The organism is Herbaspirillum sp. GW821-FHT09A12, assembly GCF_059418325.1.
On the sequence record NZ_JBWKPR010000013.1, the window covers coordinates 34,795 to 61,416 of the forward strand.

At 65.0% G+C, this 26,622-nt stretch carries 24 protein-coding genes; 6 read left to right on the forward strand and 18 right to left on the reverse strand.

Translation table 11 applies throughout. The features are described 5' to 3' along the window. The first annotated feature begins 8 nt into the window (after positions 1–8). Positions 9–1,322 (forward strand): DUF1501 domain-containing protein, encoded by a 1,314-nt coding sequence (locus AC07N6_RS20570; protein ID WP_494782019.1) that lies wholly within the window; start codon positions 9–11, stop codon positions 1,320–1,322. A gap of 87 nt (positions 1,323–1,409) precedes the next feature. On the opposite strand, the gene iscX is transcribed toward AC07N6_RS20570, so the two are convergent. From iscX to iscR, 9 genes are all read right to left on the reverse strand, one after another. Further along, entirely contained in the window at positions 1,410–1,604 is a 195-nt protein-coding gene (gene iscX, locus AC07N6_RS20575; protein ID WP_494782020.1) for a Fe-S cluster assembly protein IscX, read from the reverse strand. A gap of 15 nt (positions 1,605–1,619) precedes the next feature. Beyond that, positions 1,620–1,958, reverse strand: coding sequence for an ISC system 2Fe-2S type ferredoxin (gene fdx, locus AC07N6_RS20580; RefSeq protein ID WP_494782021.1), 339 nt, complete (start codon positions 1,956–1,958; stop codon positions 1,620–1,622). A gap of 26 nt (positions 1,959–1,984) precedes the next feature. After that, the gene (gene hscA, locus AC07N6_RS20585) at positions 1,985–3,850 is read right to left on the reverse strand and encodes a Fe-S protein assembly chaperone HscA (RefSeq protein WP_494782022.1); all 1,866 of its coding nucleotides are present in this window, start codon (positions 3,848–3,850) and stop codon (positions 1,985–1,987) included. 18 nt (positions 3,851–3,868) lie between these two features. Next, positions 3,869–4,492, reverse strand: coding sequence for a LysE family translocator (locus tag AC07N6_RS20590; RefSeq protein WP_494782023.1), 624 nt, complete (start codon positions 4,490–4,492; stop codon positions 3,869–3,871). Between the two features lie 20 nt (positions 4,493–4,512). After that, positions 4,513–5,028, reverse strand: a complete 516-nt coding sequence (gene hscB / locus AC07N6_RS20595) for a Fe-S protein assembly co-chaperone HscB (protein ID WP_494782024.1) — start codon at positions 5,026–5,028, stop codon at positions 4,513–4,515. Between the two features lie 241 nt (positions 5,029–5,269). Further along, positions 5,270–5,593, reverse strand: coding sequence for an iron-sulfur cluster assembly protein IscA (iscA, locus tag AC07N6_RS20600; RefSeq protein ID WP_494782025.1), 324 nt, complete (start codon positions 5,591–5,593; stop codon positions 5,270–5,272). A gap of 45 nt (positions 5,594–5,638) precedes the next feature. Then, positions 5,639–6,040 carry a Fe-S cluster assembly scaffold IscU gene (iscU, locus tag AC07N6_RS20605; RefSeq protein WP_050466091.1) on the reverse strand — a complete coding sequence of 134 codons (402 nt, stop codon included), beginning with the start codon at positions 6,038–6,040 and terminating at the stop codon, positions 5,639–5,641. A gap of 82 nt (positions 6,041–6,122) precedes the next feature. After that, positions 6,123–7,376: an IscS subfamily cysteine desulfurase gene (locus AC07N6_RS20610; RefSeq protein ID WP_494782026.1), complete on the reverse strand. Its 1,254-nt coding sequence runs from the start codon at positions 7,374–7,376 to the stop codon at positions 6,123–6,125. A 16-nt stretch (positions 7,377–7,392) separates the two neighbouring features. After that, entirely contained in the window at positions 7,393–7,887 is a 495-nt protein-coding gene (gene iscR / locus AC07N6_RS20615; RefSeq protein ID WP_141913145.1) for a Fe-S cluster assembly transcriptional regulator IscR, read from the reverse strand. Positions 7,888–8,198: 311 nt separating this feature from the next. Between iscR and AC07N6_RS20620 the strand changes: the two genes are divergently transcribed. From AC07N6_RS20620 to AC07N6_RS20635, 4 genes are all read left to right on the forward strand, one after another. Then, on the forward strand, positions 8,199–8,972 hold the full coding sequence (locus AC07N6_RS20620; protein ID WP_494782027.1) for a FadR/GntR family transcriptional regulator: 774 nt from the start codon (positions 8,199–8,201) through the stop codon (positions 8,970–8,972). 193 nt (positions 8,973–9,165) lie between these two features. Next, a complete protein-coding gene (kdgD, locus tag AC07N6_RS20625; protein WP_494782028.1) occupies positions 9,166–10,080 on the forward strand; it encodes a 5-dehydro-4-deoxyglucarate dehydratase in 915 nt (304 codons plus the stop codon). A 76-nt stretch (positions 10,081–10,156) separates the two neighbouring features. Beyond that, positions 10,157–11,260 carry a mandelate racemase/muconate lactonizing enzyme family protein gene (locus AC07N6_RS20630; protein WP_494782029.1) on the forward strand — a complete coding sequence of 368 codons (1,104 nt, stop codon included), beginning with the start codon at positions 10,157–10,159 and terminating at the stop codon, positions 11,258–11,260. Positions 11,261–11,340: 80 nt separating this feature from the next. After that, entirely contained in the window at positions 11,341–12,618 is a 1,278-nt protein-coding gene (locus AC07N6_RS20635; protein WP_494782030.1) for an MFS transporter, read from the forward strand. 102 nt (positions 12,619–12,720) lie between these two features. Here AC07N6_RS20635 and AC07N6_RS20640 read toward each other — a convergent pair whose 3' ends face one another. From AC07N6_RS20640 to AC07N6_RS20670, 7 genes are all read right to left on the reverse strand, one after another. Next, positions 12,721–14,493 carry a methyl-accepting chemotaxis protein gene (locus tag AC07N6_RS20640; protein ID WP_494782031.1) on the reverse strand — a complete coding sequence of 591 codons (1,773 nt, stop codon included), beginning with the start codon at positions 14,491–14,493 and terminating at the stop codon, positions 12,721–12,723. A 289-nt stretch (positions 14,494–14,782) separates the two neighbouring features. Continuing rightward, positions 14,783–15,895 (reverse strand): lactonase family protein, encoded by a 1,113-nt coding sequence (locus AC07N6_RS20645; RefSeq protein ID WP_494782032.1) that lies wholly within the window; start codon positions 15,893–15,895, stop codon positions 14,783–14,785. Between the two features lie 132 nt (positions 15,896–16,027). After that, positions 16,028–17,596, reverse strand: coding sequence for a galactarate dehydratase (gene garD, locus AC07N6_RS20650; protein ID WP_494782033.1), 1,569 nt, complete (start codon positions 17,594–17,596; stop codon positions 16,028–16,030). A 77-nt stretch (positions 17,597–17,673) separates the two neighbouring features. After that, positions 17,674–19,017 (reverse strand): MFS transporter, encoded by a 1,344-nt coding sequence (locus AC07N6_RS20655; protein ID WP_494782034.1) that lies wholly within the window; start codon positions 19,015–19,017, stop codon positions 17,674–17,676. Between the two features lie 563 nt (positions 19,018–19,580). Continuing rightward, positions 19,581–20,888: an MFS transporter gene (locus AC07N6_RS20660; RefSeq protein ID WP_494782035.1), complete on the reverse strand. Its 1,308-nt coding sequence runs from the start codon at positions 20,886–20,888 to the stop codon at positions 19,581–19,583. Positions 20,889–20,965: 77 nt separating this feature from the next. After that, positions 20,966–21,994, reverse strand: coding sequence for a 4-hydroxythreonine-4-phosphate dehydrogenase PdxA (locus AC07N6_RS20665; protein WP_494782036.1), 1,029 nt, complete (start codon positions 21,992–21,994; stop codon positions 20,966–20,968). Between the two features lie 119 nt (positions 21,995–22,113). Next, entirely contained in the window at positions 22,114–23,124 is a 1,011-nt protein-coding gene (locus tag AC07N6_RS20670; RefSeq protein WP_494782037.1) for a LysR family transcriptional regulator, read from the reverse strand. Between the two features lie 120 nt (positions 23,125–23,244). On the opposite strand from AC07N6_RS20670, the gene AC07N6_RS20675 reads away from it, so the two are divergent. Then, complete coding sequence (locus tag AC07N6_RS20675; RefSeq protein WP_494782038.1) at positions 23,245–24,306, forward strand: permease; 1,062 nt, start codon at positions 23,245–23,247, stop codon at positions 24,304–24,306. Here the strand turns inward: AC07N6_RS20675 and mnmH are convergent. Both mnmH and selD read right to left on the reverse strand, forming a co-directional pair. After that, positions 24,303–25,394: a tRNA 2-selenouridine(34) synthase MnmH gene (mnmH, locus tag AC07N6_RS20680; RefSeq protein WP_494782039.1), complete on the reverse strand. Its 1,092-nt coding sequence runs from the start codon at positions 25,392–25,394 to the stop codon at positions 24,303–24,305. The two genes, AC07N6_RS20675 and mnmH, sit on opposite strands and share 4 nt — an antisense overlap. Next, positions 25,394–26,428, reverse strand: coding sequence for a selenide, water dikinase SelD (gene selD, locus AC07N6_RS20685; protein WP_494782040.1), 1,035 nt, complete (start codon positions 26,426–26,428; stop codon positions 25,394–25,396). The genes mnmH and selD overlap by 1 nt, the downstream gene beginning before the upstream one ends. Between the last annotated feature and the right edge of the window lie 194 nt (positions 26,429–26,622).

The following is a 26,622-nucleotide window of genomic DNA, read 5'->3' on the forward strand; positions in this document are numbered from 1 at the left end:
GGACCAATATGAACCGCCGCGACTTCATCCGCTATCTCGGCGCCGCAAGCGGCGGCGCCATCCTGCTGCCGGTCGGCCTGTCCGGCTGCGCCGTGGCGCCCATCGGCGACCAGCGCATCAGCCGGGCCGGGCCGGCCAAGCTCGCCTACGGTTCGCCCCAGCCGCGTGCGCACGCCGATGGCGATGGCGCGCCGCGCATGGTGGTGGTGTTCCTGCGCGGCGCCGTCGACGGCCTGAACGTGGTGGTGCCGCATGGCGACCCCGAGTACTACCGGGCCCGTCCGACCATCGCCGTGGCGCACCCCGGCCAGGCCAACGGCGCCATCGACCTGAGCGGTTACTTCGGCCTGCACCCGGCGCTGCAGCCGCTGATGCCTTACTGGGAAAGCGGCCAGTTGGCCTTCGTCCACGCCTCCGGCTCGCCGGATGCGTCGCGTTCGCACTTCGAGGCGCAGGACTACATGGAAACCGGCACGCCCGGCCAGCACAATACGCGCGACGGCTGGATGAACCGGCTGATGGGCTACCTGCCGTCGTCGGAATCGCCACTGCAGGCGCTGGCGGTGGGCGACTCCACGCCGCGCATCATGAGCGGCAGGAACGTCGTCGCCAACCTGCAGACCGGCCGCGCCGCCGCCCGCCCCAGCCTGATCGACCAGCCGCGCATGATGCAGGCCTTCGCGCCGCTGTATGCCGGCGACGACCCGATTGCCCGCGCCTACCGCGACGGCATCACCGCGCGCCGCGAACTGATGGCCGACATCAACAGCCAGGAACAGCAGATGGCCAACAACGGCGCGCCGCTGCCCGACGGCCTGTCGATCGATACCGCGCGTCTGGGCCGCCTGATGCGCAACGACCCGCGCATCCGCCTGTCCTTCCTGGCCGTGGGCGGCTGGGACACGCACATCAATCAGGGCAACGGCGCCGGCCAACTGGCGGGACGGCTGGCGCCGCTGGCCACCGGCCTGGCGACGCTGGCGCGCGAACTGGGGCCGGCGTTCAACGACACGGTAGTCGTGGTGCTGTCCGAATTCGGCCGCACCTTCCGCGAGAACGGCAATGGCGGCACCGACCACGGGCATGGCAACGCCATGTGGCTGCTGGGCGGCAATGTGCGGGGCGGCAAAATCCACGGTCAATGGCCGGGGCTGAACCAGGCGGCTCTCAACGAAGGCCGCGACCTGGCGATCACCACCGATTTCCGCGCGGTGCTGTCATCGGTGGCGGAACACCATATGCGCATCAGGGACCAGGAGCTGGAAAAAATCTTCCCGCAATATGCTGCCGGCGGGCATGGGGCGCCTAATCTGTTTATATGAATATGGGAAGCTTGACGCCCTTCCCTCCCAAAAAAAATGCCGTTCAGGTTTGCACCGAACGGCATTTTTGCTGCAACGGCCAGGGACTTACTCGGCCTCTTCGATCCACGCCGCCTGGATCGCTTCCAGGATGCGCTCGCCCGAGCGGTTCGGGTCGTCGTCGAAACCGTCCAGCTCCATCACCCAGCGATGCAGGTCGGTGAAGCGGATGGTCTTGGGATCGATATCCGGAAACTTGTCATAGAGTTCCTCGGCGATCTGCTGGGTGTCTGTCCATTTCATGTTCGGTTCCCCGGATCAATGGTTTTCGGAAGCGTGGTTGATCGTGTACTTGGGGATTTCGACGGTCAGGTCGTCCTCGCCCAGCACCACCTGGCACGACAGGCGGGAAGTCGCTTCCAGGCCCCAGGCCATGTCCAGCAAATCCTCTTCCTTGTCGGTAGGGTCATTGAGGGTATCGAAGCCTTCGCGGATCACCACATGGCAAGTGGTACAGGCGCAGGACTTTTCGCAGGCGTGCTCGATGTCGATGTCGCTGTCGAGCAGCGCGTCGCACAGGGTCTTGCCGGCCGGCGCGTCGATTACCGAGCCTTCGGGGCACAGTACCGGATGGGGGAGGATGACGATCTGGGGCATAAGATGACTTTCAGCTATTCAATGGGTTACGACACTTCGTCGAGCTTCTTGCCGGCCAGCGCGGCATGCACGCTGCGGTCCATGCGGCGCGCCGCGAATTCTTCGGTGCCATGCGCCAGCGCTTCCACCGCGGCCTTGATGGCGAGGTGGTCGCTGCCTTGGGCAGTGGCGGATACCGCGGCCAGTTGCTGCTCGATGGCGACGCGCTCCGCTTCGCTCAGCAAGGCGCTGTCGACATTGAGCGCCGACTGTGTCGCCAGCACGATGCGTTCGGCTTCGACCTGCTCTTCGCGCAGCGCGCGGCGCTGCATGTCCTCGTCGGCCGAGCTGAAGGATTCCTGCAGCATGCGCGCGATCTCGTCGTCGGCCAGGCCGTAGGACGGCTTGACGCTGATCGACGCTTCCACGCCCGAGGTGATTTCGCGCGCCGACACCGCCAGCAGGCCATCGGCATCGACCTGGTAAGTCACGCGGATACGCGCCGCGCCGGCCGCCATCGGCGGGATGCCGCGCAGCTCGAAGCGCGCCAGCGAACGGCAATCGGCCACCAGTTCGCGCTCGCCCTGCACCACGTGGATCGCCATCGCGGTCTGGCCATCCTTGAAGGTGGTGAACTCCTGCGCGCGCGCGCAGGGGATGGTGGAGTTGCGCGGGATGACCTTCTCGGCCAGGCCGCCCATGGTCTCGATGCCCAGCGACAGCGGGATCACGTCCAGCAGCAGCCAGTCGTCGCCCGGCGCGCGGTTGCCGGCCAGCAGGTTGGCCTGCACCGCCGCGCCCAGCGCCACTACCTTGTCGGGGTCGATGTTGGACAGCGGGTTGGTCTTGAAGAACTCGCCCACGGCGCGGCGGATGGTCGGCATGCGGGTGGCGCCGCCGACCAGCACCACGCCGTCGACGTCTTCCACGCTCAAGCCGGCGTCGCGCAATGCCTTGCGCATCGGCGTGATGGTCTTGGCCACCAGGTGCTGGGTCATTTCCGCGAATTGATCGGCGGTGATGGACAGGTGCACTTGCTCGCCCGACTTCAGCGCGGCGTCGATATGCACTTCGGCCTTGCTCGAGAGCAGTTCCTTGACTTCGCGCGCCTTGACCATCAGCAACCGCGTATCTTCATCCGACAGCGGCTGCAGTTGCGCCTCCTGGCTGATCCAGCAGAACAGGCGATGGTCGAAGTCGTCGCCGCCCAGGGCCGAGTCGCCGCCGGTGGCCAGCACTTCGAACACGCCGCGGGTCAGCTTGAGGATGGAGATGTCGAAGGTGCCGCCGCCCAGGTCGTAGACGGCGAAGATGCCTTCGGAATTGTTGTCCAGGCCGTAGGCGATGGCGGCGGCGGTCGGTTCGTTCAACAGCCGCAGCACGTTGATGCCGGCCAATTGCGCGGCGTCCTTGGTGGCCTGGCGCTGGGCGTCGTCGAAGTAGGCCGGCACGGTGATCACGGCGCCGACCAGGTCGTCGCCGAGCGCGTCTTCGGCGGTCTGGCGCAGCGTCGCCAGGATCTGCGCCGAGATTTCCACCGGGCTCTTCACGCCGGCCACGGTCTTGATCTGCACCATGCCCGGCGCGTCCTGGAAGTCGTACGGCATGTTCTCGGCGTGGGCGATGTCTTTCAGGCCGCGGCCCATGAAACGCTTGACCGAGACGATGGTGTTGCGCGGGTCGGTGGTCTGCGCGGCTTGCGCCCGGTAGCCGATGTTGGCGTGGCCGTTGGGCAGGTAGCGCACCACCGAAGGCAGCAGCACGCGGCCTTCGTCGTCGGCCAGCACTTCGGGGATGCTGTTGCGCACGGTAGCCACCAGCGAATTGGTGGTGCCCAGGTCGATGCCCACTGCCAGACGCCGCTGGTGCGGCGCGGTGGACATGCCCGGTTCTGAGATCTGGAGTAAGGCCATAAGGGTTGGATCGGTTCGTTATTCAGGTAAAGCCATCCGGATGCCGAGGCCGATGAAGGCGCAGCCTGCGAGGCGGTTCAGATGGACGGAAGCGGAAGCGCGGCGGCGGAAGTAAGCGCCGACCGCGCCGGAAAACAGCGCAATGGCGCTGAAGATGACAAAGGCCTGGACGATGAACACCAGCGCCAGCAGCAGCATCTGCAGCGGCACGTGGCCGGCTTCGGCATGCACGAACTGCGGCAGGAAGGCGATGAAGAACAGCGTGACCTTGGGGTTGAGCATGTTGGCCAGCACGCTTTGCCAGTAGATGCGCTTGAGCGGCACGCCCGGCGCGCCCTCTTCCGAGGCCAGCGCGATGCCGGCCGAGGCCGAGCGCAGCGTGCGGTAGCCGAGGTAGGCCAGGTAGGCCGCGCCCGCGTATTGCAGCGCGTGGTAGGCCGGCGGATACGCCTTGATCACGGCGGCGAAACCCAGCACCGCCAGCAAGGTATGGAAAATCAGTCCGGAAGAGAAGCCGGCCGCCGCCACCAGCCCGGCCTTCTTTCCTTGCGCGATGCCGCGCGTGAGTACGTAGATGTTGTCCGGCCCCGGTGCCAGGGTCAGCGTCATGGCGGCCAGCAGGAACAGGAAGATATCGGGCATGTCGTCTCCGCTCTTTCGCCTCAGCCTTCGATCAGGGCGAATGCATCGCCGATCTCGTCGCCGAACTTGTCGAGGAACATCAACTGGCGCACCAATTGCGCGGCCTGGGTGTAGTCGTCTGCATCCAGCAGCTTTTCGATGCGCGCCACCTCGGCCTTCTTTTCGGCCGTCAGCTCGCTGTTGAGCCGCTCCAGCCCGTCGATGTCCTTGCCGGCCCTGGCATCGTCCAGGGTCTCGCGCCATTCCATCTGCTGCATCAGGAAGGCCGGCGCCATCGAGGTGTTCGATTCGGTCTGCAAGTCCACGCCGTGGAGTTCGCACAGGTAGCGCGCACGGCGCAGCGGGTTCTTCAGGGTCTGGTAGGCTTCGTTGGCGCGGGTGGCCCATTGCATCGCCACGCGCTTCTCGGCGTCGCTGGCGTGCGCGAACTTGTCGGGATGCGCCTGGCCCTGCACCTGGTGATACGCCTGCTCCAGCGCCTTCATGTCGACGGCGAAGCGCTGCGGCAGCTGGAACAGGGCAAAGTGATTTTTCATGACTGGAAAAATTCGGGGCCTAAAATATAAAAGCCTGTCGGACTTCAACAGGCTTGGCACATCGACACCGCGTTAATACTGGACACTGCCGTATCGTCCGCCGCACCTGGCGGGTCACTGGCGGAATGATCGGTGCTGTCACAGGATTCGGCTAAGCACTGGCCGCAGGCGATATGGCAGGCGCTGCGGCGGGAAATAACAATTACAACAACGAATTACAACGAACGACGCCGGCGACGCCTCAGATGCGGAAACTTTCGCCGCAGCCGCACTCGTCCTTGACGTTCGGGTTCTGGAACTTGAAGCCTTCGTTCAAACCTTCGCGGGCGAAGTCCAGTTCGGTGCCGTCAATGTAGGGCAGGCTCTTGGGATCGACAAAAACGCGGATGCCATGCGACTCGAACACGCTGTCTTCCGCGATCTGTTCGTCCACATATTCCAGCTTGTACGCCAAACCGGAACAGCCGGTGGTGCGCACGCCCAGGCGCAGGCCGATGCCTTTGCCGCGGCGCTCCATGTACCGGCTGATGTGTTTTGCTGCCTTCTCTGTCAATGTGATTGCCATGATGCCTGCCTTGCTGCTGTCAAATGGTGCCCGGGCCTGAATCAATCAGGCCGCGGCTTTCTGCTCGGCGCCGTGCTTGGCCTTGTAGTCCTGCACGGCGGCCTTGATCGCGTCTTCGGCCAGGATCGAGCAGTGGATCTTCACCGGCGGCAATGCCAGTTCCTCGGCGATCTGGGTGTTCTTGATCGACAGCGCCTGGTCCAGCGTCTTGCCCTTGACCCATTCGGTCACCAGCGACGACGAAGCGATCGCCGAGCCGCAGCCGTAGGTCTTGAACTTGGCGTCCTGGATCACGCCGTCGGCGCCCACCTTGATTTGCAGCTTCATCACATCGCCGCAGGCCGGCGCGCCGACCATGCCGGTGCCAACCGTTTCGTCGCCCTTTTCAAAGGCGCCGACGTTGCGCGGGTTCTCGTAGTGGTCGAGTACTTTTTCGGAATAAGACATGTTGTTGCTCCTTGAAGATGTTTCCACCGCAACCAGTTTCCAACTCCTGATGCATGCTGGCGGCGGCTGGCAGAATCCTGGTTTAGTGTGCGGCCCACTGGATCGTGGAGATATCGATGCCGTCCTTGTACATGTCCCACAGCGGGGACAGTTCACGCAGCTTGCCGACCTTGCTCTTGATCAGGTTGACGGTGAAATCGATATCTTCCTCGGTCGTGAAACGGCCGATGGTGAAACGGATGGAGCTGTGCGCCAACTCGTCGCTGCGGCCCAGTGCGCGCAGCACGTATGACGGCTCCAGGCTGGCCGAGGTGCAGGCCGAACCGGACGACACCGCAATATCCTTGATCGCCATGATCAGCGACTCGCCTTCGACGTAGTTGAAGCTCACGTTCAGGTTGTGCGGCACGCGGTGTTCCATGTCGCCGTTGATATAGGTTTCCTCGATCTCCTGCAAGCCACGGGCCAGGCGGTCGCGCAGCGCGCGGATGCGTTGCAGCTCGCTGTCCATCTCTTCGCGGGCGATGCGGAAGGCTTCGCCCATGCCGACGATCTGGTGCGTGGCCAGCGTGCCCGAGCGCAGGCCGCGCTCATGGCCGCCGCCGTGGATCTGCGCTTCGATGCGCACGCGCGGCTTGCGGCGCACGTACAGCGCGCCGATGCCCTTGGGACCGTAGGTCTTGTGGGCCGAGAAGCTCATCAGGTCGACCTTCCAGTTTTCCAGGTCGATCTTGACCTTGCCGGTCGCCTGCGCGGCGTCGCAATGGAAGATGATGCCCTTGGAACGGCAGAATTCGCCGATTTCCGGAACCGGCTGGATCACGCCGATCTCGTTGTTGACCAGCATGACCGAGACCAGGATGGTGTCGGGCCGCACGGCGGCGGCGATCTGCTCGACCGTCACCAGGCCGTTGTCCTGCGGCTGCAGGTAGGTCGCCTCGAAGCCCTGGCGCTCCAGCTCGCGGAAAGTATCCAGCACCGCCTTGTGCTCGGTCTTGATGGTGATGAGGTGCTTGCCCTTGGTCTTGTAGAACTGTGCCGCGCCCTTGATCGCCAGGTTGTTGCTCTCGGTGGCGCCGGAGGTCCAGATGATTTCGCGCGAGTCGGCATTGACCAGCCTGGCCACTTCCTCACGCGCCTCTTCGACCGCCTTTTCCGCCGACCAGCCGTACATGTGGCTGCGCGAAGCCGGATTGCCGAACTGCTCGCGCAGGTAGGGAATCATCTTGTCGGCCACGCGCGGATCGACCGGGGTGGTCGCCGAGTAGTCCATGTAGATCGGGAAGTGGGGAGCCTTGATGGTCTCCAACAGGCTCTTTTCCAAAGGTGCGTTCATAAGTTAAAGCTCCAAATCAGGCTGCTGCTTGCGGGCGGTGCATCACCACCACGCTTTGCTTTTCGGCGGAGCGGGGCTCCGCCAACTTGTGTTCCTTCTGCTGGTCGACCAGGTCCTGCAAGGACACCGAGTCCAGGTATTCGACCATCTTCTCGTTCAGGGTCGACCACAGGTCGTGCGTCATGCAGCGCGGGCCGCCCGGATGGGTGGCGCTGTGGCAATTTTCCTTGCCGCCGCACTGCGTCGCATCCAGGGGCTCGTCCACCGCGATGATGATGTCGGCGACCGACACCTCGGCCGCCTTGCGGGCGAGGTTGTAGCCGCCGCCGGGGCCGCGCACCGACTCCACGATCTGGTGGCGGCGCAACTTGCCGAACAGCTGCTCCAGATATGATAAGGAAATTTCCTGTCGCTCGCTGATCGCGGACAGCGTGACCGGGCCGTTGCCCTGGCGCAAGGCCAGGTCAATCATCGCGGTCACGGCAAAACGGCCTTTGGTGGTCAGACGCATGAAATTCCTGCTCCAGAAACAATTGAATCCCGGTTCCCTGAATTCCCGAATATTTGACTCAAGTATATCAAACCCGAGTAATCCTGTCAGGTACTAATTGCTGCCGGGAAGCCGGCCGCCAAGGGCGGGAACAGCCCCAAACATGCGAATGCCCGCCAAGTTCACGCTTCCGGCGGGCATTTTCCTGCTATCGGGCATTAACGATCTGGTAAGATGTCCCAACTCTTTTTTCATCTGGCGCCAGCGGAACTGACAAGCCCGCGACAACGGCCCAGCCAGACATCCGCCACCGGCATTTCAACTATAACGACATGGATGCAAGCGATACCCCCAACCCGCTGCTGCGCCCGCGCCGCAAGACCCAGAGCCTGTCGCAGGAAGTGGTCGCCGCGCTCTCGCAGATGATGGAAAACGGCAGCCTCAAGCCGGGAGACAAGCTGCCCACCGAATCCGAAATCATGCAAAGCCAAGGCGTATCGCGCACCGTGGTGCGCGAAGCCATCTCGCGCCTGCAGGCCGCCGGCGCGGTCGAGACCCGCCACGGCATCGGCACCTTCGTGCTGGAACCCAAGAAGGGTTCCAACATCAATATCGACCCGGCCACCATCACCACCATGCGCGACCTGCTGGCCCTGCTGGAACTGCGCATCAGCCTGGAAACCGAAACCGCCGGCCTGGCGGCGACGCGCCGCAGCGACGAACAACTGCGCGAGATCCGCGCGGCGCTGGACGCCTTCCGCGAAAACCAGTTGTCCGGCGGCGACACCGTCGGCCCCGACTTCCGCTTTCACTTCGCCATCGCCAACGCCACCGGCAACCGCTACTTCATCGAGATCATCAGCCACCTCGGCATGGGCGTGATCCCCCGCAAGCGCATCAACACCGCCGAACTGGCGCACGACCAGCAAGCCAGCTACCTCGACCGGGTGCAACGCGAACACGAAGACATCTATGAAGCGATCGCCCGCGGCGATACCGAAGCGGCGCGCGCAGCCATGCGCAACCACCTGACCAACAGCCGCGAGCGCCTGCGCCGCGCGCAAATGGAAGCCGAATCCGGCACCGCCGGCGCCCCTGCCGCCTGAACGGCCCGGCCGGCATGGGCCACTCCCCCCGCAGCAGCAGCCCCAGCAGCACCCCCAAGCCAGCACCTAAAAAATGCTGGCTTTCTTAAAATCTATGTTGTACGATGACTGATATCCTATAGGGATACGTAGCGAAAACAAGAATAAGCAGCACCTCCATCCAATTCTGAATGCTTAACGGCGTAGCGAAACCATGTACACACCCCAAGACCTGAAAACGATCCTCTCCTCCGGCCTGCTGTCGTTCCCGCTGACCGACTTCGACGAGCAAGGCGACTTCCGCCCGAAGACCTACATCGAGCGCCTGGAATGGCTGGCCCCGTACGGCGCCAGCGCCCTGTTCGCCGCCGGCGGCACCGGGGAGTTCTTCTCGCTGGTCCCGGGCGAGTACAGCGACATCATCCGCACCGCCGTCGATACCTGCCGCGGCAAGGTGCCCATCATTGCCGGCGCCGGCGGCTCCACCCGCGCCGCCATCGCCTACGCCCAGGAAGCCGAACGCCTGGGCGCGCACGGCATCCTGCTGATGCCGCATTACCTGACCGAAGCCAGCCAGGACGGCATCGCCGCCCACGTCGAGGCGGTCTGCAAATCGGTCAAGTTCGGCGTCATCATCTATAACCGCGCGGTCTGCAAGCTCGGCGCCGAAGCCCTGCAAAAGCTGGCCGACCGCTGCCCCAACCTGATCGGCTTCAAGGACGGCGTCGGCGAGATCGAACCGATGGTGGCGATCCGCCGCAAGCTGGGCGACCGCTTCACCTACCTGGGCGGGCTGCCGACCGCGGAAATCTATGCCGCCGCCTACAAGGCGCTGGGCGTGCCGGTGTACTCGTCGGCGGTGTTCAACTTCATCCCCAAGACCGCCGTGGAGTTCTACCAGGCCATCGCCAAGGATGACCACGACACCGTCGGCCGCCTGATCGACGAGTTCTTCCTGCCCTACCTGGCGATCCGCAACCGCAAGGCCGGCTACGCCGTCTCCATCGTCAAGGCCGGCGCCAGGATCGTGGGCCACGATGCCGGCCCGGTGCGCACCCCGCTGACCGACTGCACGCCGCAAGAGCAAGAAGAACTGGCCGCGCTGATCAAGAAGCTCGGCCCGCAATAAACCAAGTATCGCAACAGCAGCCCGCCAGGCCCGGAGACAAGGCCTGGCGGCGCTGTTCCATTTGGACAAGAAGATCATGCATATCCGCCAAATCGAAGGCATGCGCGTCGCCATCGCATGCGACACCGGCAAAGACCCGTCGGCCCCCGGCAACCCCTGGAGCCGCATGGAAACCTTGCTGGTCAAGGTCACCACCGACGACGGCCTGGTCGGCTGGGGCGAAGCCTTCGGCCACAAGCTCAACCCCGTCACCATGACGGCGCTGTCGCAACTGGTCGCGCCCGCGCTGATCGGCAAACCGGCCGATGCCGCCGCCACCTTGCTGCAAGCCCAGCAAGACTTGCACGGCTTCGGGCGCACCGGCCCGGTACTCTACGCCCTCTCCGCCATCGACATCGCGCTGTGGGATATCGCCGCCCAGCGCGCCGGCCAGCCGCTGCGCGCCTTGCTGGGCCACCACCGCGATATCATCGAACGCTACGCCAGCCTGGTCAGCTACGACAACCACCCGGCCGAAGTGGCGCGCCATGTGCGCCGCGTCCACGCCATGGGCTACCGCAAGATCAAGCTGCACGAAACCACCCTGCCCGCCTTCCTCGCCGCGCGCGAAGCCTTGCCGCCGGAGGTGGACCTGATGCTGGATGTGAACTGCCCGTGGTCGCTGGCCGAAGCCGGCGAAGTGGCGCGCCAGCTCAAGGGCCGCAACATCGCCTGGCTGGAAGAACCGATCTGGCCGCCCGAGGACGTCGACTCGCTGGCGCGCGTGCGGGCGCTGGGCGACGTCCCCATCGCGGCCGGTGAAAACGTGATGGGCGTGGAAGGCTTCCGGCGCCTGTTCCAAGCCGGCGCCATCGATTACGCCCAACCCAGCGTCACCAAGATCGGCGGCATCACGGCCATGCGCGAAGTCATCGCGCTGTCGCGGCAGTTCCCGGTCAAGGTGATGCCGCACTGCTTCTACTACGGCCCCGGACTGATGGCCACCGCACAGATCGTCGCCACCCTGCCGGCAGACATCCACCTCGAAGTGCCGTTCGTGCATTTCGAACAGCGCTTGCATCCGCATCTCGACTTCAGCACGCCCGAGATGCGCCTGCCCGACACCCCGGGCCTGGGCTTCACGCCCGACCTGGCGCTGCTGGCGGCCAACACGGTCGACAGCTTCCGACTCGGCCAATAACGGCCGGGCAACCCCGTGCGCCCTGGCGCACGGCAGTATCTTCATTAAAAAAACAACATCACACCTTGGAGAAGACAACCATGAAGTACCCCTATCGCTGGAACGTCGCCGCGCTGCTGTTCTTCGCCGGCATGCTCAACTATCTCGACCGCGCCGCCCTGGCCGTGGCCGCGCCGCTGCTCAAGACCGAACTGCAGCTCGATGCCGCCCAGATGGGCATCCTCTTCAGCAGCTTTTTCGTCGGCTATGCCGGCTTTTGCTTCATCGGCGGCTATGCCTCCGACCGCTTCGGCCCCAAGCGCGTCTTCACCTTCGCCGCCGGTTTCTGGTCGCTGTTTTGCGGCGCCACCGCGGTAGTCACCAGCTTTGCCCAACTGATCGTCTTCCGCATCTTCTTCGGCATCGGCGAAGGCCCGATGGGCTCGACCACCAACAAGACCATCAACAACTGGTTCCCGCGCAAGGAAGCCGGCACCGTGGTCGGCATCACCAATGCCGGCCAGCCGCTCGGCGGCGCCCTGGCGGCTCCCGTGGTCGGGCTGATCTCGCTGGCCTTCGGCTGGCACGTGTCCTTCGTGGTGATTGCGCTATTGGGCCTGGCATGGCTGCTGGCCTGGCAATTCATCTTCCGCGACGACCCGCTGCAACACCCCAAGGTCGGCGCCCAGGAACGCGAAGTCATCGCCGAGAGCCGCAAGTTCGTCGCCACCACCAGCGACACCAACGACCGCGGCATGCTGCATTACATCAAGTCGCCCCAGGTGCTGGCCATCGCGGTGGCCTTCTTCTGCTACAACTACGTCCTGTATTTCTTCCTGTCGTGGTTCCCCAGCTATCTCACCGATTACCAGCACCTGCCGGTCAAGGAAATGAGCATCATCGGCATCATCCCCTGGCTGGGCGGCGCCGTCGGCATGATCCTCGGCGGCGTGATTTCGGACCGCATCTTCCGCCGCACCAAGAATGGCCTGTTCGCCCGCAAGAGCGTCCTGATCGCGGCGCTGGGCATCGCCGCGCTGTGCGTGGTGCTATCGACCCAGACCACCTCGATGGCGGCGGCCGTGGCCCTGATCGCGGCGGCCAACCTGTTCTTGCTGATGGCGCCCCAGGCTTGCTGGGTGCTGATCCAGGAAATCGTGCCGCCCTCGCGGGTGGGCGGCACCGGCGGTTTCGTGCACTTGCTGGCGAACCTGTCGGGCATCGTCGGCCCGGCGCTGACCGGATTCATCATCCAGTACGGCGGCGGCTACCATGCGGCCTTTTTGCTGGCCGGCGGCATTGCCGCGCTGGGCATGCTGGTGGTGATCGTCGTCATCCGCAACCAGGCCACACCGGCCCCGGCCGTGCGCACGGCCTGAGCGGTCGCCGGTTACCGGTAATCGATTACCGGTTGCCAAAACAAAAAACCTTCGTCTCGCGACGAAGGTTTTTTTATGGACATACCCGCCATCCCGGCCGGATCAGAACTCTTCCCAATCCTGGCTATCGGCCTTGACGCGGCTGCCGCCGCCGGCCGGCTGCGGTGCGGCCCCGGATAGCTTGGGGGCGCCGGCCGGCGCCGCTTTCCTTGGCGCCGCGGCCGCCGGCGTTGCAGTTGACGGCGCCGCCGGGACGCTCTTGGGTGCGCTCTTGGATGCGATCTTGGCCGCAGGCGCCGGGCGCACCGGCGCGGCCTGGTGGTCGGCATCGATCTTGAAGATGCTCACCGCGCCCACCAGGTTGGCCGCCTGCGATTGCAGCGATTGCGCCGCGGCCGCCGCCTGCTCCACCAGCGCCGCGTTCTGCTGGGTCACCTCGTCCATCTGCGCGATAGCCTGGTTGACCTGTTCGATGCCGCTGCTTTGCTCGCGGCTGGCCTCGGCGATCTCGCCGACGATGTCGGTCACGCGCCGCACGCTGTCGACCACATCGCTCATGGTCATGCCGGCCTGCTCCACCAGCTGGCTGCCGGCATCCACCTTGGACACCGAGTTGTCGATCAGGCCCTTGATCTCCTTGGCCGCCGCCGCCGAGCGCTGCGCCAGCGAACGCACTTCCGACGCCACCACCGCGAAACCGCGCCCCTGCTCGCCGGCGCGGGCCGCTTCCACCGCCGCATTCAACGCCAGGATATTGGTCTGGAAAGCGATGCCGTCGATCACGCTGATGATGTCGACGATCTTGCGCGAAGATTCATTGATGGCCTGCATGGTGTCGACCACCTGCGCCACCACCTCGCCACCTTTGCTGGCGGTGGACGAAGCCGAATGCGCCAGCTGGTTGGCCTGCATGGCGTTCTCGGCATTCTGGCGCACGGTGCCGGTGAGTTGCTCCATCGATGCCGCAGTCTCTTCCAGCGAGCTGGCCTGCTGTTCGGTGCGCGAAGACAAATCCAGGTTGCCGGCCGCGATTTCCCTGGAGCTGGTATCGATGCTTTCCGAGCTGCCACGCACGCGCGAGACGGTATTGAGCAGGCTTTGCTGCATGCTGCGGATCGCCGAGAACAGGCGGCCGATTTCGTTGTTGCTATTGATATCCACCTTGGCCGTGAGGTCGCCGTTGGCAACCTGGTCGAGCAGGTGCACTGCGCGATTGAGCGGCGCGAGCACGATGTTGCGCAACATGAAATGCACCGCCAGCACCAGCGCCAGCGCGCCGACCAGGCCCGCCGCCACCAGCCACACCACCAGCTTGTATTCCTTGTCGCGCTGGTCGGCGGCCTGGTCGTTCAATTGCATCGCCAGCGCCTGGTACTTCTCCAGCGCCGCCGAGAAGCGGCCGCCGCCCGGATTGATCTGCTTGTCGTTGAGTTCGGAATAGCCGGCGGCGTCATCCGCCCTGAGCAGGTCGCCGGCTTTCTTCAGCAAATCCGACAAGGCCTTGGCCGAGTCGATCAGTTCCGCCTTGAGCGCCGGATCCTGGCCCGGCAGGTCGGGGAGTTTGGCAAAGTCATCCATGATCTTCAAGCCGCGCTCATACGTGGTCTGCGCACTCTTGAAAGCCGACTCCCTGACGCTGGCCTCGTTCTTTTCCCTCAGGTTGGCGTAGGCGCGCGTCAACGCCGAACGCGTGCGCGTGGTGTCCTTATAGGCATCGTTCACGAGCAGGGTGCGCTCGGCGATCAGATGCACAAACTCGGTCGACTGGTTGGCCCGGCCCAAGGCAAAGATGCCGACGCCGGCGCCGACCACGATCATGCATGAAAACAGCGCCAGCGCGCCCATCAGGCTGAAGCGAACCGTTACATTCCGCATTCCCACTCTCCACTTAATTTTTTCGCAACAAGATTGATCAAGGACCTTGCGACAGAAGATAGCGCAAGCCCCCGTCCCCCAATATCACGGTCAACAGGTGAAAACGCCCTTGTTTCCCCATTAGGGCGTGTTGCGCCCCGGCCCGTCGCAGGCTAACTTTCCCCACATCGATTTTGCAATGCGAATCCGCGCTCCGACCTGTCCTGGATCAAAGCGCGTGCAGATGGCGCCGCAAATCATTGCAATAACGACATCCCGGGCGGGAGCTGGCGGCGTAAAGGCGGATGGCTCAGGGCAGGTCGATGATTTCGACCCAGTTCGGATTGTGCCCCAGCGTATAGCGGAACAAGGGCGTCAGGGCGCCGCTGGCGCGGTCGATGGCATAGCTGGTCAGCGCGTTCGACTTCTGCCCCACCGCCAGCAGGAAGCGTCCTTGCGGGTCGATGTTGAAGCCGCGCGGCTGGGTTTCGGTCGGGAGGTTGGCCAGGCGCGTCAGTTTGCCGCTGGCGGTGTCGACGCCATAGCTGGTCAGCGTGCTGGAGGTGCGTTCGCTGGCGTAGAGGAAACGGCCGTCGGGCGTGAGGTGGAGGTCAGCCGTGGCCAGTTGCTCGCTGCTCTTGAAACCGTCGGGCAAGGCCGAGTCGGTCGCCGCCAGCTTGAGCGTGCCGGCCTTGGCATCGTAGGCGTAAGTGTTGACGGTGCCGTCCAGCTCGTTGGTGGAATAGACGAAGCGCTTGTCGTTGGCGAACACGAAATGGCGCGGGCCGGCGCCGGCCTTGGTGGCCACCGCTGGCGGGTCATTCGGCGCCAGCTTGCCGGTGGCGGCATCGAAACGGAACTGCAGGATCACATCGCTGCCGAGATTGGAGGCGAACAGGAACCGGTTGTCGGGATCGACCTGGGCCGAGTGCGCATTCTTGCCGGTCGGGATCACCGCCAGCGCCGGCGCTTGCACCGCGCCATCGGCGCCGATGGCGTTGACCGAGATCTTGTGGCCGGTGTACGAGGCCGCGAACAGGAACTTGCCGTTCTTGTCGGTGGCGATGTTGGCCATGTTGTCGGCCAGCGGCGCCGTGGCCAGCGCCTTGAGCTTGCCGCTGGCCTGGTCGATCGCATAGCTGGTCACCGAATACGGCTGCCCGCGCAGCGAAGCGTACAGGAAGCGATGGTCCGGGCTGATCGCCAGCGGCATCACGGTACTGCCGGTGGCGACCTTGTCGACCAGGTTGAGGCTGCCGTCGGCGTTGAGCTGCAGCACGTAGATATCCTGGCTGTCGGCGTTGGCAACGTAGGCGATGGTGGCCGCGCCGGCCTGGGCGGCCGCCAGCGTCAGGGCCGACGCCACAATCGCGGCGGCAAGGCGGCGGGATGTGCTGGATGTGGATGAGGTTTGCTTGGACATGGCGTCTCCTTCAAGGATGCTTGTTATTGGCGTACGCAAACCTCTGCGCGCAATAGCCGCGCATGGCTTGCTGCTTTCTTCTCTGCTGCTGGATAAAAAAAGGATCCGCAAGCGGATCCCTTTTCTGGAACATCAAGTCACCGGCGCCGGGTTGAACAGGGTCAGCGCATTGTGCAGCTTCCATTGTTCGGCCCAGGTCTTCTTCTTGCCGCTGGCCACGTCCAGCATCAGCTGGAACAGCTCCCAGCCGACGTCCTCGATCGTGGCCTCGCCGCTGGCGATGCGGCCGGCATTGACGTCCATCAGGTCATGCCAGCGGCGCGCCAGGTCGTTGCGGGTGGCGACCTTGATCACCGGCACCGCCGCCAGGCCATAGGGCGTGCCGCGGCCGGTGGTGAAGATGTGCAGGTTCATGCCGGCGGCCAGCTGCAGCGTGCCGCAGATGAAGTCCGAGGCCGGCGTGGCGGCGTAGATCAGGCCCTTTTGCCTGAGCTTGTCGCCCGGCGCCAGCACGCCCGAGATCGGGCTGCTGCCGGACTTGACGATGGAGCCCATGGCCTTCTCGACAATGTTGGCCAGGCCACCCTTCTTGTTGCCGGGGGTGGTGTTGGCGCTGCGGTCGACGCCGCCTTGCTTCAAGTAATTGTCGTACCAGTCCATCTCGCGAATCATGGCTTGCGCCACTTCCTCGTTGACCGCGCGCGAGGTCAGTTGGTCGATGCCGTCGCGCACTTCGGTCACTTCCGAGAACATCACCGCGGCGCCGGCGCGCACCAGCAGGTCGGTGGCGAACCCCACGGCCGGATTGGCGGTCACGCCGGAGAAGGCGTCGCTGCCGCCGCACTGCACGCCGACCACCAGGTCGGAAGCCGGGCAGGTTTCGCGGCGGCGCTTGTCCAGCTCCACCAGGCGCGCCTCGGCCATGTGCAGGATCGAATCGATCATGGAGTTGAAACCGACGTGTTCCGCATCCTGCAGGCAGACTACGTAGGGCGCGCCCTCCTTGTGGATGGGGATCATGTTTTCCGGCAGCAGGCGGTTGGGCTGCAACTTTTCGCAGCCGAGGCTGACCACCATGGCCTGGCCGCCGAAATTCGGGTTCAAGCTGATGTTGCGCAGGGTGCGGATGGGGATGCCGGCATTGGGCGCATCGATCGCCACGCCGCAGCCGTAGGTATGCTCCAGCGCCACCACGTCTTCCACGTTCGGGTATTTGGGCAGCAGCTCGGCGCGGATGCGCTTGACCGCATGCTCGACCACGCCGGCCACGCACTGCACGGTGGTGGTGATGGCCAGCAGGTTGCGCGTGCCGACCGAACCGTCGGCGTTGCGGTAGCCCTCGAAGGTATAGCCTTCCAGCGGCGGCTGCGGCGCCGGCTTTTTGGTAGCGATGGGCAGGTTGTCCAGCTCGCGCGCCGGCGGCATGCGCACCAGCGACTCTTCGATCCAGCTGCCCTTGGGGATGTCGCGCACGGCGTAGCCGATGGCCACGTCGTAACGCACGATGGGCTCGCCCTCGGCGAGGTCGCGCAAGGCGATCTTGTGGCCCTGCGGCACGCGGTCGACCAGGGTCAGGCCGTCTGGAAAGACGGTGCCGGCCGGCAGGCCGCCGTCATTGACGACGATGGCGACATTGTCGGTGTCGTTCATCATGATGTAACGCGGGCTGGCGGCTGCGCTGGCGATGGTATCGGTAGTCATGCTGTTTCCCAATGCGACGATGCTTGCTTTTGAAGATGGAACCGCGGCCGGCATGCTGCCCGGCCGCTTGCTGCGGATCAGGCGTCTTTCAGTTCGACGCGCTTGATTTCCTTGACGATGACAAGATAGCTGATCACGGTCACCAGCGCATTGACGCCGACGAACACCAGGGCGCCGGAGAAGGAACCGGTTTCCTTGAGGATGTAACCGATCACGATCGGGGTGGTGATGCCGGCCACGTTGCCGAACATGTTGAACAGGCCGCCCGACAGGCCGACGATCTGCTTGGGCGCGGTATCGGCCACCACGGCCCAGCCCAGCGCGCCCACGCCCTTGCCGAAGAAGGCCAGCGCCATGATGCCCACCACCATCCACTGCGCTTCCACGTAGTTGCACAGGATCATGGTCATCGACAGCAGCATGCCGCCGACGATGGGGATCTTGCGCGCCCAGGTCACCGAGAAGCCGCGCTTGATCAGGCGGTCCGAGATGAGGCCGCCGACCACGCCGCCGATGAAACCGCACACCGCCGGGATCGATGCCACGAAACCGGCCTTGAGGATCGACATGCCGCGCTCCTGCACCAGGTACACCGGGAACCAGGTCAGGAAGAAATAGGTGATCACGTTGATGCAGTACTGGCCGATATACACGCCCAGCAGCATGCGGTTGGACAGCAGTTGCTTGATGTAACCACGGCCTTTGGTCGAGGGGGCCGCCACCTTCCGGTTATCCATGTCGACCAGGCCGCCGCCCTGCTCGATATGCGCGAGCTCGGCCTGGTTGATCATCGGGTGATCCTTGGGGCTGTAGATGATCCTGCTCCAGATCCCCGCCAGCACCAGGCCGAAAATGCCCATCACGGTAAACACATGGTGCCAGCTGAACGCATGGACGATCCACGCCATCAGCGGCGTAAACAGCACCGCCGCGAAGTACTGCGCGGAATTGAAGATGGCCGAAGCAGTGCCGCGCTCATTGGTCGGAAACCAGGCGGCGACGATGCGGCCGTTGGCCGGGAAGGACGGCGACTCCGCCAGCCCCACCATGAAGCGCAGCAGGAACAGCGACACCACGGCGGCGGCCGTGCCCATCCAGGTCACCCCCGCCTGCAGGATGGTGAAGACCGACCACAGGGCGATGCTCCACATGTAGATCTTCTTGGAACCGAAGCGGTCCAGCAGCCAGCCGCCCGGCAATTGCGCCAGCACGTACGCCCAGCTGAAGGCTGAAAAGATGTAGCCCATGGTCACCGGATCCAGGCTCAGTTCGGTCTTCATCGCCGAACCGGCGATCGACAACGTAGCCCGGTCGGCATAATTGACCGTGGTCACGATGAACAGCATGAACAGAATCAGATAACGAACATGGCTGGCCTTGACCGCTCCTGCGGCAGCCGCCGTGATATTGCTTTGCGCCACTTTTTTCTCCAGATCTCGTCGCGCCTTCAAGGAGTCGTTACGCCAAGTCCCGCGGCTGCCTCCCATGCATGCGGCGCCGGATCATACCGGGCAAACATGACTGGGGAAACGGACGAGGATGGGCGGGCGTCTCTCTTTAGCGTTTTGTTTTAATGAAGGGATATTAATTGTTATAAGACATCGTACAACGATCAAGGCGAGTATATCAGGAGTCCATGCTTTGGCAATAGGCTTGTGGAGATCCCCCCGTAGAAATGATCGAATGGCCCGAATGGCTTGCTGGACAGGCTCTGCGGCACTCCACGCCGCCCTTTTCCAAGGGCCTTGAAGCGCCAGGATGCATGCGTGGCAAGCCGCGTAGCCCGGACGCAAACCGACGCTTGGCCACGCGCCACCCGAAGTTGTATGACAAGATCTATGCATGGCCATCCGCATATCCAGCCGGCGGACATGCGCACTGCGCGATACCCGGCAGGAAATAAAAAAGGGAAAGGCGAACGCCCTTCCCTCAACCAAGCGTTGCAGCCACAAGGGCCGCAACCAGTTTTCTCGCCGCCTGCGCTTCAGCCGTGCGCGTATGCCTTCTTGGGCAGACCCGCGTCAAGGTGGTCGATATCGCGCTCCGGGCGCATGGCCAGCGTGGACACCGCCCCGATCAGCAGGAACACGCCCGAACCGACGAAAGGCAGGTTCCAGTTGCCGGTCATGTCGACCACCGCGCCGAACACCAGCGGCGAGATGATGGTCGCCAGCGCGGCGCCGGTATTGAGCATGCCGCTGGCGGTGCCGGCGAATTTCGGCGCCACATCCATCGGTACCGCCCAGATCGGCCCGATGGTCAGTTCCAGCATGAAGAATGCGCCCGACAGGCACCATACGACCACGTTCACGTCATGGCTCATCATCACCGGGATCAGGAAGCCGAAGGCACCCAGCAGGCTCACCGCGATCACGCCCTGGCGGGCCAGGCGCAGGTTGCCGTATTTCTTCAGCACGCGGTCGCTGATCAGGCCGCCGGTGACATCGCCCACCACGCCGGCGAAGAACACGCCGGAAGCGAAGATGGCGGACTTCTTCAGGTCCAGGTGATAAGCGTTCATGAAGAAGATCGGCACCCAGCTGAAGAACAGCGTGTTGGTCCACACCTGGCAGAAGTAGACGAAGATGGTCGGCGACATGCGGCGCAGGATCTTCTTCCACGGCGTCGCCTCGCCGTTGGCGGCGGCGGTCTTGGCGTGCTCCGGCAGCTTGGCCAGTTCGGCCTCATTGATGGACCGGTGCTCGCGCGGGTTGTCCTTGTAATAGAAGGCCCAGATGAAGATCCACACCGCGGTCAGCACGCCGACGATGACGAAGGCGGCGCGCCACGAATGCAGCGCGATCAGCACCGCCACGATCGGCGGCGCCACCGCATTGCCCAGGCGCGAGAACGAGTGCGTAATGCCCTGTACGAAACCGCGGTCCTTGCGCGTGAACCAGTTGGCGATGGCGCGCGCCTGGGCCGGCAGCGCCGCGCCCTCGCCGATGCCCAGCAGCAGGCGCGCCAGCACCAGCGAAACCAGTCCGCTGACAAAGCCGGTGGCGATCGTCGCCACTACCCAGATCGAGCCGCAGAAGATCAGCGTCTTCTTGGCGCCCAGCTTGTCGGCGAACCAGCCGCCGATGATCTGGAAGATCGCATAGGTATAACCGAAGGCCGAAAACGCCAGCCCCAGCGTGGTATTCGACAGGCCCAGCTCATCCTTGATCGGCCCGGCGGCGGCGGCCAGGTTGACGCGGTCGAGATACAGGATGAATGACATGGCGCAGAAGATCGCCAGCATGATCTTCTGTACGTGGGTCGCCTGCCCGTGGTTGATGTTGGTTTGCATGGTCTCCTCGCCTCTGTGGACGTTGTTGCAACGCCGGCCCGTTGATCGGTGCTCGGCGCCAGTTGTTAGTGGTAACTTCAGACTCGGCCTGCGGCGCGCGTGCTGCCCATCCGGCAAGCCAGCACGAAGGCATTGGCCATGGCCGTCGGCTTGGCGATGCCCTGCCCCACGATGTCGTAGGCGGTGCCGTGCGCCGGGGTGGTGATGGGAATCGGCAAGCCGCCTTCCACCGTCACGCCGACGTCGAAGCCCAGCAGCTTGGTCGCGATCTGGCCCTGGTCGTGGTACATGGTGACGATGCCGTCCAGCTTGCCGGCCTTGGCGCGCAGGAAGATGGTGTCGGCCGGGTACGGGCCTTGCGACGGGCAACCGGTGTCGGCCGCCAGCTTGATGCCGGGTTCGATGACATCGATCTCTTCGCGGCCGTAGTTGCCGTTGTCGCCGTTGTGCGGGTTGAAGCCGCACACGCCGATGCGCGGGTTCGGGTTGCCGGCGGCACGGAAGGATTCGGTCAGCATGCGGATGGCGGCAGCCACGCCTTCGGGCGTGAGGTGCGAAGACACATCCTTCAGGGGCATGTGCGAGGTCACGCGGCCGGTCCACAGCTCATCCAGGATATTCAACTCTCCGCACAGGCCGTTGTAGTCGAGCAGCTTGGCGAACCAGCGCATCTCGTCTTCCTCGTGCATGCCGCCACGGCGCATGGCGCCCTTGTTCAGCGGCGCGAAGCACAGCGCGTCGGCGCGCCCTTCGGCCACCATGCGCGCGCCCAGCGTGAGCGACTCGAGGATGAACTGGCCGTTGGCTTCGGCGGCAACCGCCGGTTCGTACTGCGTGCCCTGCTGCGCCCAGTCGACGATCTGCAACCAATCCGATGCTGGCGGCAGCGGCAGGCCGGTCGCCTGGGCCGCGCGCGCCAGCGCCGGGGTGTTGCCGATCAGGCTGATGTCGGCGCGGGCGGCTGTGGCCGGATCGGCCAGCAGGCGCAACACCAGCTCGGGGCCGATGCCGGCCGGGTCGCCGACGGTCAGTGCAATGCGCGGCTTATGTAGCTTGTGTGGCTTGCTCGGCGCGGATGCGGAAGATGGGGATGCTGCGATGGACATGCCTGCTCCTGGGTCTCGTGGTTCTCGTGTCTGTTCGGGTCGCCCTCTGCGGGGTGCATGGCGCACTCTTGCGGGACGTTGGCCGAACTATACGAGCGGCAGGCGCCGTGCTTCCATCGCTATTTCGCTGAAGCTGGTTTCGCGTTTTGCGAAACCGGACGGGAAACCTTGCCAGGCTTGACTGCCCTGACAGCAGAGGCGGCCAGCATGGCGGCCACCGCCATGCCCGAACCCGACATCGCATGCACCGGCTGATGGCACAGCACGAAACGGCGCGTGGCCCACTCCCCTTCCACCGGCACGGTCTTGAAACGGTTTGCGCCGACCAGCAGGTCGGCCACCTTGTCCGGCATCAGGCCGATGCCGATGCCCTGCGCGATCATCGCCGCCATGCTGTGGAAGCTGCGCACCATGATGCGCATGTGCAGCACCTGGCCGCTCTGTGCCGCCAGGCGTCCCAGCGACAGCGACAAGGCGGCGCCTTCGGACAAGCCGATCACCTCATGCGGCAGGATGTCTTCGAGCGCGGCGCGCCGCTTCTTCGCCAGCGGATGGCCATGCGGCACCGCCAGCACCAGGTGGTCTTCGCGGTAAGCCTGGGTCGGCAGCATGGTGCCGCCCAGGGTGCTCTCATAGATGCCGATATCGGCCACGCCGCGCGTGACCGCCTCCACTACGCCCTGGCTGTTGGCTTCCAGCAGGTCGATCTTGATGCCCGGATATTGGTCCTGGCACAGCCGGATATCCTGCGCCAGGAATTGCAGCACGGCCGAGGTACATGCCGCCAGCCGTACCACGCCCATGTTGCCCTGGCGAAAAGCGGTAGCGTCATCCTGCATGCGCGCCACCGAATGCATCATGCTGCGCACATGCGCCAGCAGCGCGCGGCCGGCGTCGGTCAGCGCCATGCCATGCGGCAGGCGTTCGAACAACGCAATGCCGAACTGCGCCTCGAACTCCTGGATGCGCCGCGAGGCCGCCGCCGGCGCCAGGAAGATACGCTCGGCAGCCTTGGTCACCGCGCCCAGCTCGGCGGTGGCTTCGAACAGGCGCAGCGTGGTCAGGTCGAAATGGAGGCGGTCGAGGGTGGCGGCAATGGCCGTGGCGGCGGATTCTGGGCTGGCGGGCATGGCTGCGGGCGATGGCGGTCAATGGCTGGAGATTGCCGCTATTCTACGCGCCGCCGCCGGCCACACGCCGGGCTGCGGTATCATGCGCGCATTCTTATATCCGCCAAACCGCAACACGCCATGAATAACACCCCTTCCCTGCAGCCGCCCGCAGCGCGCGGCGCTTCCGCCTGGCTAAAACCCGCCCTGTTCCTGCTGGTGGCAGCGGTCGGCCTGTACTACGTCAAGTGGTCGCCTTACTACCTGAAGTCCTTCATCGCCGCCGACAAGCACAGCATCGGCAGCTCCATCCTGGCCAATGCGCCGGCGTCGCCGTGGGCGGCGGCGCTGGAATATGCCGGCGTATATTTCCTGGCGATCTGGAAGGCGGCCGTGCTGGGCGTGCTGCTGGGGTCGCTGGTGCAGGTGCTGGTTCCGCGCGACTGGCTGTTGCGCATGTTCGGCCGCGCCGGCCTGGGCTCGACCCTGCGCGGCGGCCTGTTTGCGCTGCCGGGCATGATGTGCAGCTGCTGCGCCGCGCCGGTGGTGGCCGGCATGCGCCGCCAGCAAGTGTCGGTGGGCGCCGCGCTGGCGTTCTGGATCGCCAACCCGGTGTTGAATCCGGCCACGCTGGTGTTCATGGGCTTCGTGCTGGGCTGGAATTTCGCCGCGCTGCGGCTGGTCGCCGGGGTGCTGCTGGTGGTGGGGGTATCGCTGGTCGCGCAACGCATTTCACAACCGGAAGCGTTGCCGCAGGCGGCGCTGGAAGCCGTGGCGCAGACAGAGGAATCCGACCCGCGCGGCTTCCTGGCGCGCTGGGCGCAAAAGCTGTGGCAGTTGTTCTGGAGCACCGTGCCGGTCTACATCGTCGCCGTGCTGGCGCTGGGCGCGGCGCGCGTCTGGCTGTTTCCGCAGGTGGATGCGTCGATCGGCAACAGCCTGCTGTGGATTGTCGCGCTGGCGGTGATCGGCACCCTGTTCGTGATCCCTACCGCGGCCGAGATCCCCATCGTGCAATCGATGCTGGCGCTGGGCCTGGGCGTGGGCCCGGCGGTGGCGCTGCTGCTGACGCTGCCCAGCATCAGCCTGCCTTCGCTGCTGATGCTGCGCAAGTCGTTCACGCCCAAGGTGCTGGTGACGGTGACGCTGCTGACCATCCTGGTCGGCGTGGCCAGCGGCCTGATCGGAGTGCTCGTCCTTTAAGGACGGTACCGGCGCAGGAAATCCACCACTTCCGACTGGTTTCCTGCGAACTGCATGCGGGCGCGCTTGGATTCCCGCTGATAGTCGTACAGGGGATCGTAATACTCGCTCAACAGCGTTTCGATCCAGGCGCGGTGCAGGTCAACCGAGCCATCCGTTTCCTGGCGCGCCAGCGCCTGTTCCATCAGCTTGTTCAGGCGGCGGTAACGCTCGTCGCCGAGCCGCCTGGCCAGCTTGGCCAGCGCCGCCAGCAGGTGCTCGCGGTAGCGCGCAAAACCGTTCTCCGCATCCAGCGCCGCATATTCCGCGCACAGCCCAATGACGTAGTCGCGCAGGATGCGCTCGATACGCCCCTCACGACTGTCTTCCAGCCACACCAAGGGGAATTTCTGCATGCCCTGGTGCAGCGACAGCGGCAAGGCGCAGGTACCGATCAGGCGGCTCTCGTCCTCCAGCGCGAACCAGGCGTGGCCGCGCGCCTGCAGCTTCATCAGCGCGATCGCCAGGCGGTGTTCGAAGTCGATCGGCGCCGGCTGCGCGGTCGCGTGCCGGCCGAAACTGGAACCGCGATGATTGGCATGGGCTTCCAGGTCGAGCGCGTTGTCCAGCTGGGCCAGCACGTCGGTCTTGCCGCAGCCGGTCATGCCGCCGACCACCACGAAACCGGCCGTGGCCACCGCCTGCTCTACCGCCTCCATCAGGAAATGGCGCATCGCCTTGTAGCCGCCGGCCACGCGCGGATAGGCGATGCCGGCCTCGGACTTCAACCATTGCTGGGTGATGCCCGAACGCAGGCCGCCACGAAAGCAATACAGGCAGCCCTCGGGATGGGCGCGCGCGAAGTCGGCCCAGGCCTGGATGCGCGCTTCCTTGACGGCGCCGCTGACCAGTTCATGCCCCAGCTTGATGGCGGCATCCTGGCCCTGCTCCTTGTAGCGGATGCCGACCGCCTGGCGCTCGCTGTCGTTCATCAGCGGCAGGTTGAGCGCCGTCGGGAAGGCGCCCTTGCCGAACTCGACCGGGGCCCGCGCGTCCAGCATCGGCGTGTCGCCGGTGAACAGGGCGCGGCTGGGCTGGATATCCTCCATCAAACGACCTCGACCGCGTAACGCTGTCGCTCCACCAGTTCGCCGATGGGCGCCAGCTCAAGGCCCAGCGCGGCGGCCGCGGCCAGGAATTCCGGATTGGCGTCGGGCTTGACCGCCACCAGCAAACCGCCGCTGGTCTGCGGATCGCACAGGAGGTTCTTCTGGGTTTCGCCGATGGGGCCGATCTTGGCGCCATAGCTGTCGTAGTTGCGGCCGGTGCCGCCCGGCACGCAGCCTTCGGCCAGGTAATGCGCCACGCCCGGCAAGCTTGGCACGCGCGCGTAGCTGATGCGGGCCGACACGCCGCTGCCCTCGCACATCTCGACCAGGTGGCCGAGCAGGCCGAAGCCGGTGACGTCGGTCATCGCCGCCACCCCGGGCAACTTGCCGAAGCGGCTGCCGGCCTTGTTCAGCACGCACATCCAGTCGCGCGCCGCGCCCACGTCTTCGGCGCGCAGCTTGCCCTTCTTTTCGGCGGTGGTGAGGATGCCGATGCCCAGCGGCTTGGTCAGGTACAGCAGGCAGCCGGCACTGGCGGTGTCGTTGCGTTTCATGTGGCGCTTGTCGACCACGCCGGTCACGGCCAGCCCGAAGATCGGTTCGGGCGCATCGATGGAATGGCCGCCCGCCAGCGGGATGCCGGCGGCGTCGCAGGCGGCGCGGCCGCCGCGCACTACTTCGCGCGCCACTTCCGGCGCCAGTACATTGACCGGCCAGCCGAGGATGGCGATGGCCATCAGCGGGTCGCCGCCCATGGCGTAGATGTCGCTGATGGCATTGGTGGCGGCGATGCGCCCGAAGTCGAACGGATCGTCGACGATGGGCATGAAGAAATCGGTGGTGGAGACCACGCCGCGCTCGTCGTCCAGCGCATAGACGGCCGCGTCGTCGCGCGAGGCGTTGCCGACCCACAGCTTGGGATCGAGATTCTGGGCACCGCTGCCGGCGAGAATGACTTCCAGCACCTGCGGCGAGATCTTGCAGCCGCATCCGGCGCCGTGGCTGTACTGAGTGAGGCGGATGGGGTCACCCATGGCAATGTCCTGAAAGGTCGGGGGGATGCCGATTCTAGCAGCGTTTGCGGGTGCGGGCAGGCGCCGCGCACGGATGCGAACCGGGCCCCAAGCGCGCGCCGGCTGCGGGATCATTGGGTATGGTCCGGTCGGGACGAAAAACAGAAAGCCCCGCAAGACGATGGTCTTGCGGGGCTTCGAATGTCGTGGCTCCC

What these genes read in the sequence shown, in the direction of transcription:
- AC07N6_RS20630 (WP_494782029.1), top strand. Translation starts at nt 10,157, where the DNA reads ATGCATATCCGCCAAATCGAAGGCATGCGCGTCGCCATCGCATGCGAC.
- garD (WP_494782033.1), bottom strand. Translation starts at nt 17,596, where the DNA reads ATGACTACCGATACCATCGCCAGCGCAGCCGCCAGCCCGCGTTACATC.
- iscU (WP_050466091.1), bottom strand. Translation starts at nt 6,040, where the DNA reads ATGTCTTATTCCGAAAAAGTACTCGACCACTACGAGAACCCGCGCAAC.
- AC07N6_RS20665 (WP_494782036.1), bottom strand. Translation starts at nt 21,994, where the DNA reads ATGTCCATCGCAGCATCCCCATCTTCCGCATCCGCGCCGAGCAAGCCA.
- AC07N6_RS20570 (WP_494782019.1), top strand. Translation starts at nt 9, where the DNA reads ATGAACCGCCGCGACTTCATCCGCTATCTCGGCGCCGCAAGCGGCGGC.
- mnmH (WP_494782039.1), bottom strand. Translation starts at nt 25,394, where the DNA reads ATGGAGGATATCCAGCCCAGCCGCGCCCTGTTCACCGGCGACACGCCG.
- AC07N6_RS20640 (WP_494782031.1), bottom strand. Translation starts at nt 14,493, where the DNA reads ATGCGGAATGTAACGGTTCGCTTCAGCCTGATGGGCGCGCTGGCGCTG.
- iscR (WP_141913145.1), bottom strand. Translation starts at nt 7,887, where the DNA reads ATGCGTCTGACCACCAAAGGCCGTTTTGCCGTGACCGCGATGATTGAC.
- AC07N6_RS20590 (WP_494782023.1), bottom strand. Translation starts at nt 4,492, where the DNA reads ATGCCCGATATCTTCCTGTTCCTGCTGGCCGCCATGACGCTGACCCTG.
- hscB (WP_494782024.1), bottom strand. Translation starts at nt 5,028, where the DNA reads ATGAAAAATCACTTTGCCCTGTTCCAGCTGCCGCAGCGCTTCGCCGTC.
- iscA (WP_494782025.1), bottom strand. Translation starts at nt 5,593, where the DNA reads ATGGCAATCACATTGACAGAGAAGGCAGCAAAACACATCAGCCGGTAC.
- hscA (WP_494782022.1), bottom strand. Translation starts at nt 3,850, where the DNA reads ATGGCCTTACTCCAGATCTCAGAACCGGGCATGTCCACCGCGCCGCAC.
- AC07N6_RS20645 (WP_494782032.1), bottom strand. Translation starts at nt 15,895, where the DNA reads ATGTCCAAGCAAACCTCATCCACATCCAGCACATCCCGCCGCCTTGCC.
- kdgD (WP_494782028.1), top strand. Translation starts at nt 9,166, where the DNA reads ATGTACACACCCCAAGACCTGAAAACGATCCTCTCCTCCGGCCTGCTG.
- iscX (WP_494782020.1), bottom strand. Translation starts at nt 1,604, where the DNA reads ATGAAATGGACAGACACCCAGCAGATCGCCGAGGAACTCTATGACAAG.
- AC07N6_RS20670 (WP_494782037.1), bottom strand. Translation starts at nt 23,124, where the DNA reads ATGCCCGCCAGCCCAGAATCCGCCGCCACGGCCATTGCCGCCACCCTC.
- AC07N6_RS20610 (WP_494782026.1), bottom strand. Translation starts at nt 7,376, where the DNA reads ATGAACGCACCTTTGGAAAAGAGCCTGTTGGAGACCATCAAGGCTCCC.
- AC07N6_RS20675 (WP_494782038.1), top strand. Translation starts at nt 23,245, where the DNA reads ATGAATAACACCCCTTCCCTGCAGCCGCCCGCAGCGCGCGGCGCTTCC.
- selD (WP_494782040.1), bottom strand. Translation starts at nt 26,428, where the DNA reads ATGGGTGACCCCATCCGCCTCACTCAGTACAGCCACGGCGCCGGATGC.
- AC07N6_RS20660 (WP_494782035.1), bottom strand. Translation starts at nt 20,888, where the DNA reads ATGCAAACCAACATCAACCACGGGCAGGCGACCCACGTACAGAAGATC.
- AC07N6_RS20635 (WP_494782030.1), top strand. Translation starts at nt 11,341, where the DNA reads ATGAAGTACCCCTATCGCTGGAACGTCGCCGCGCTGCTGTTCTTCGCC.
- AC07N6_RS20620 (WP_494782027.1), top strand. Translation starts at nt 8,199, where the DNA reads ATGGATGCAAGCGATACCCCCAACCCGCTGCTGCGCCCGCGCCGCAAG.
- fdx (WP_494782021.1), bottom strand. Translation starts at nt 1,958, where the DNA reads ATGCCCCAGATCGTCATCCTCCCCCATCCGGTACTGTGCCCCGAAGGC.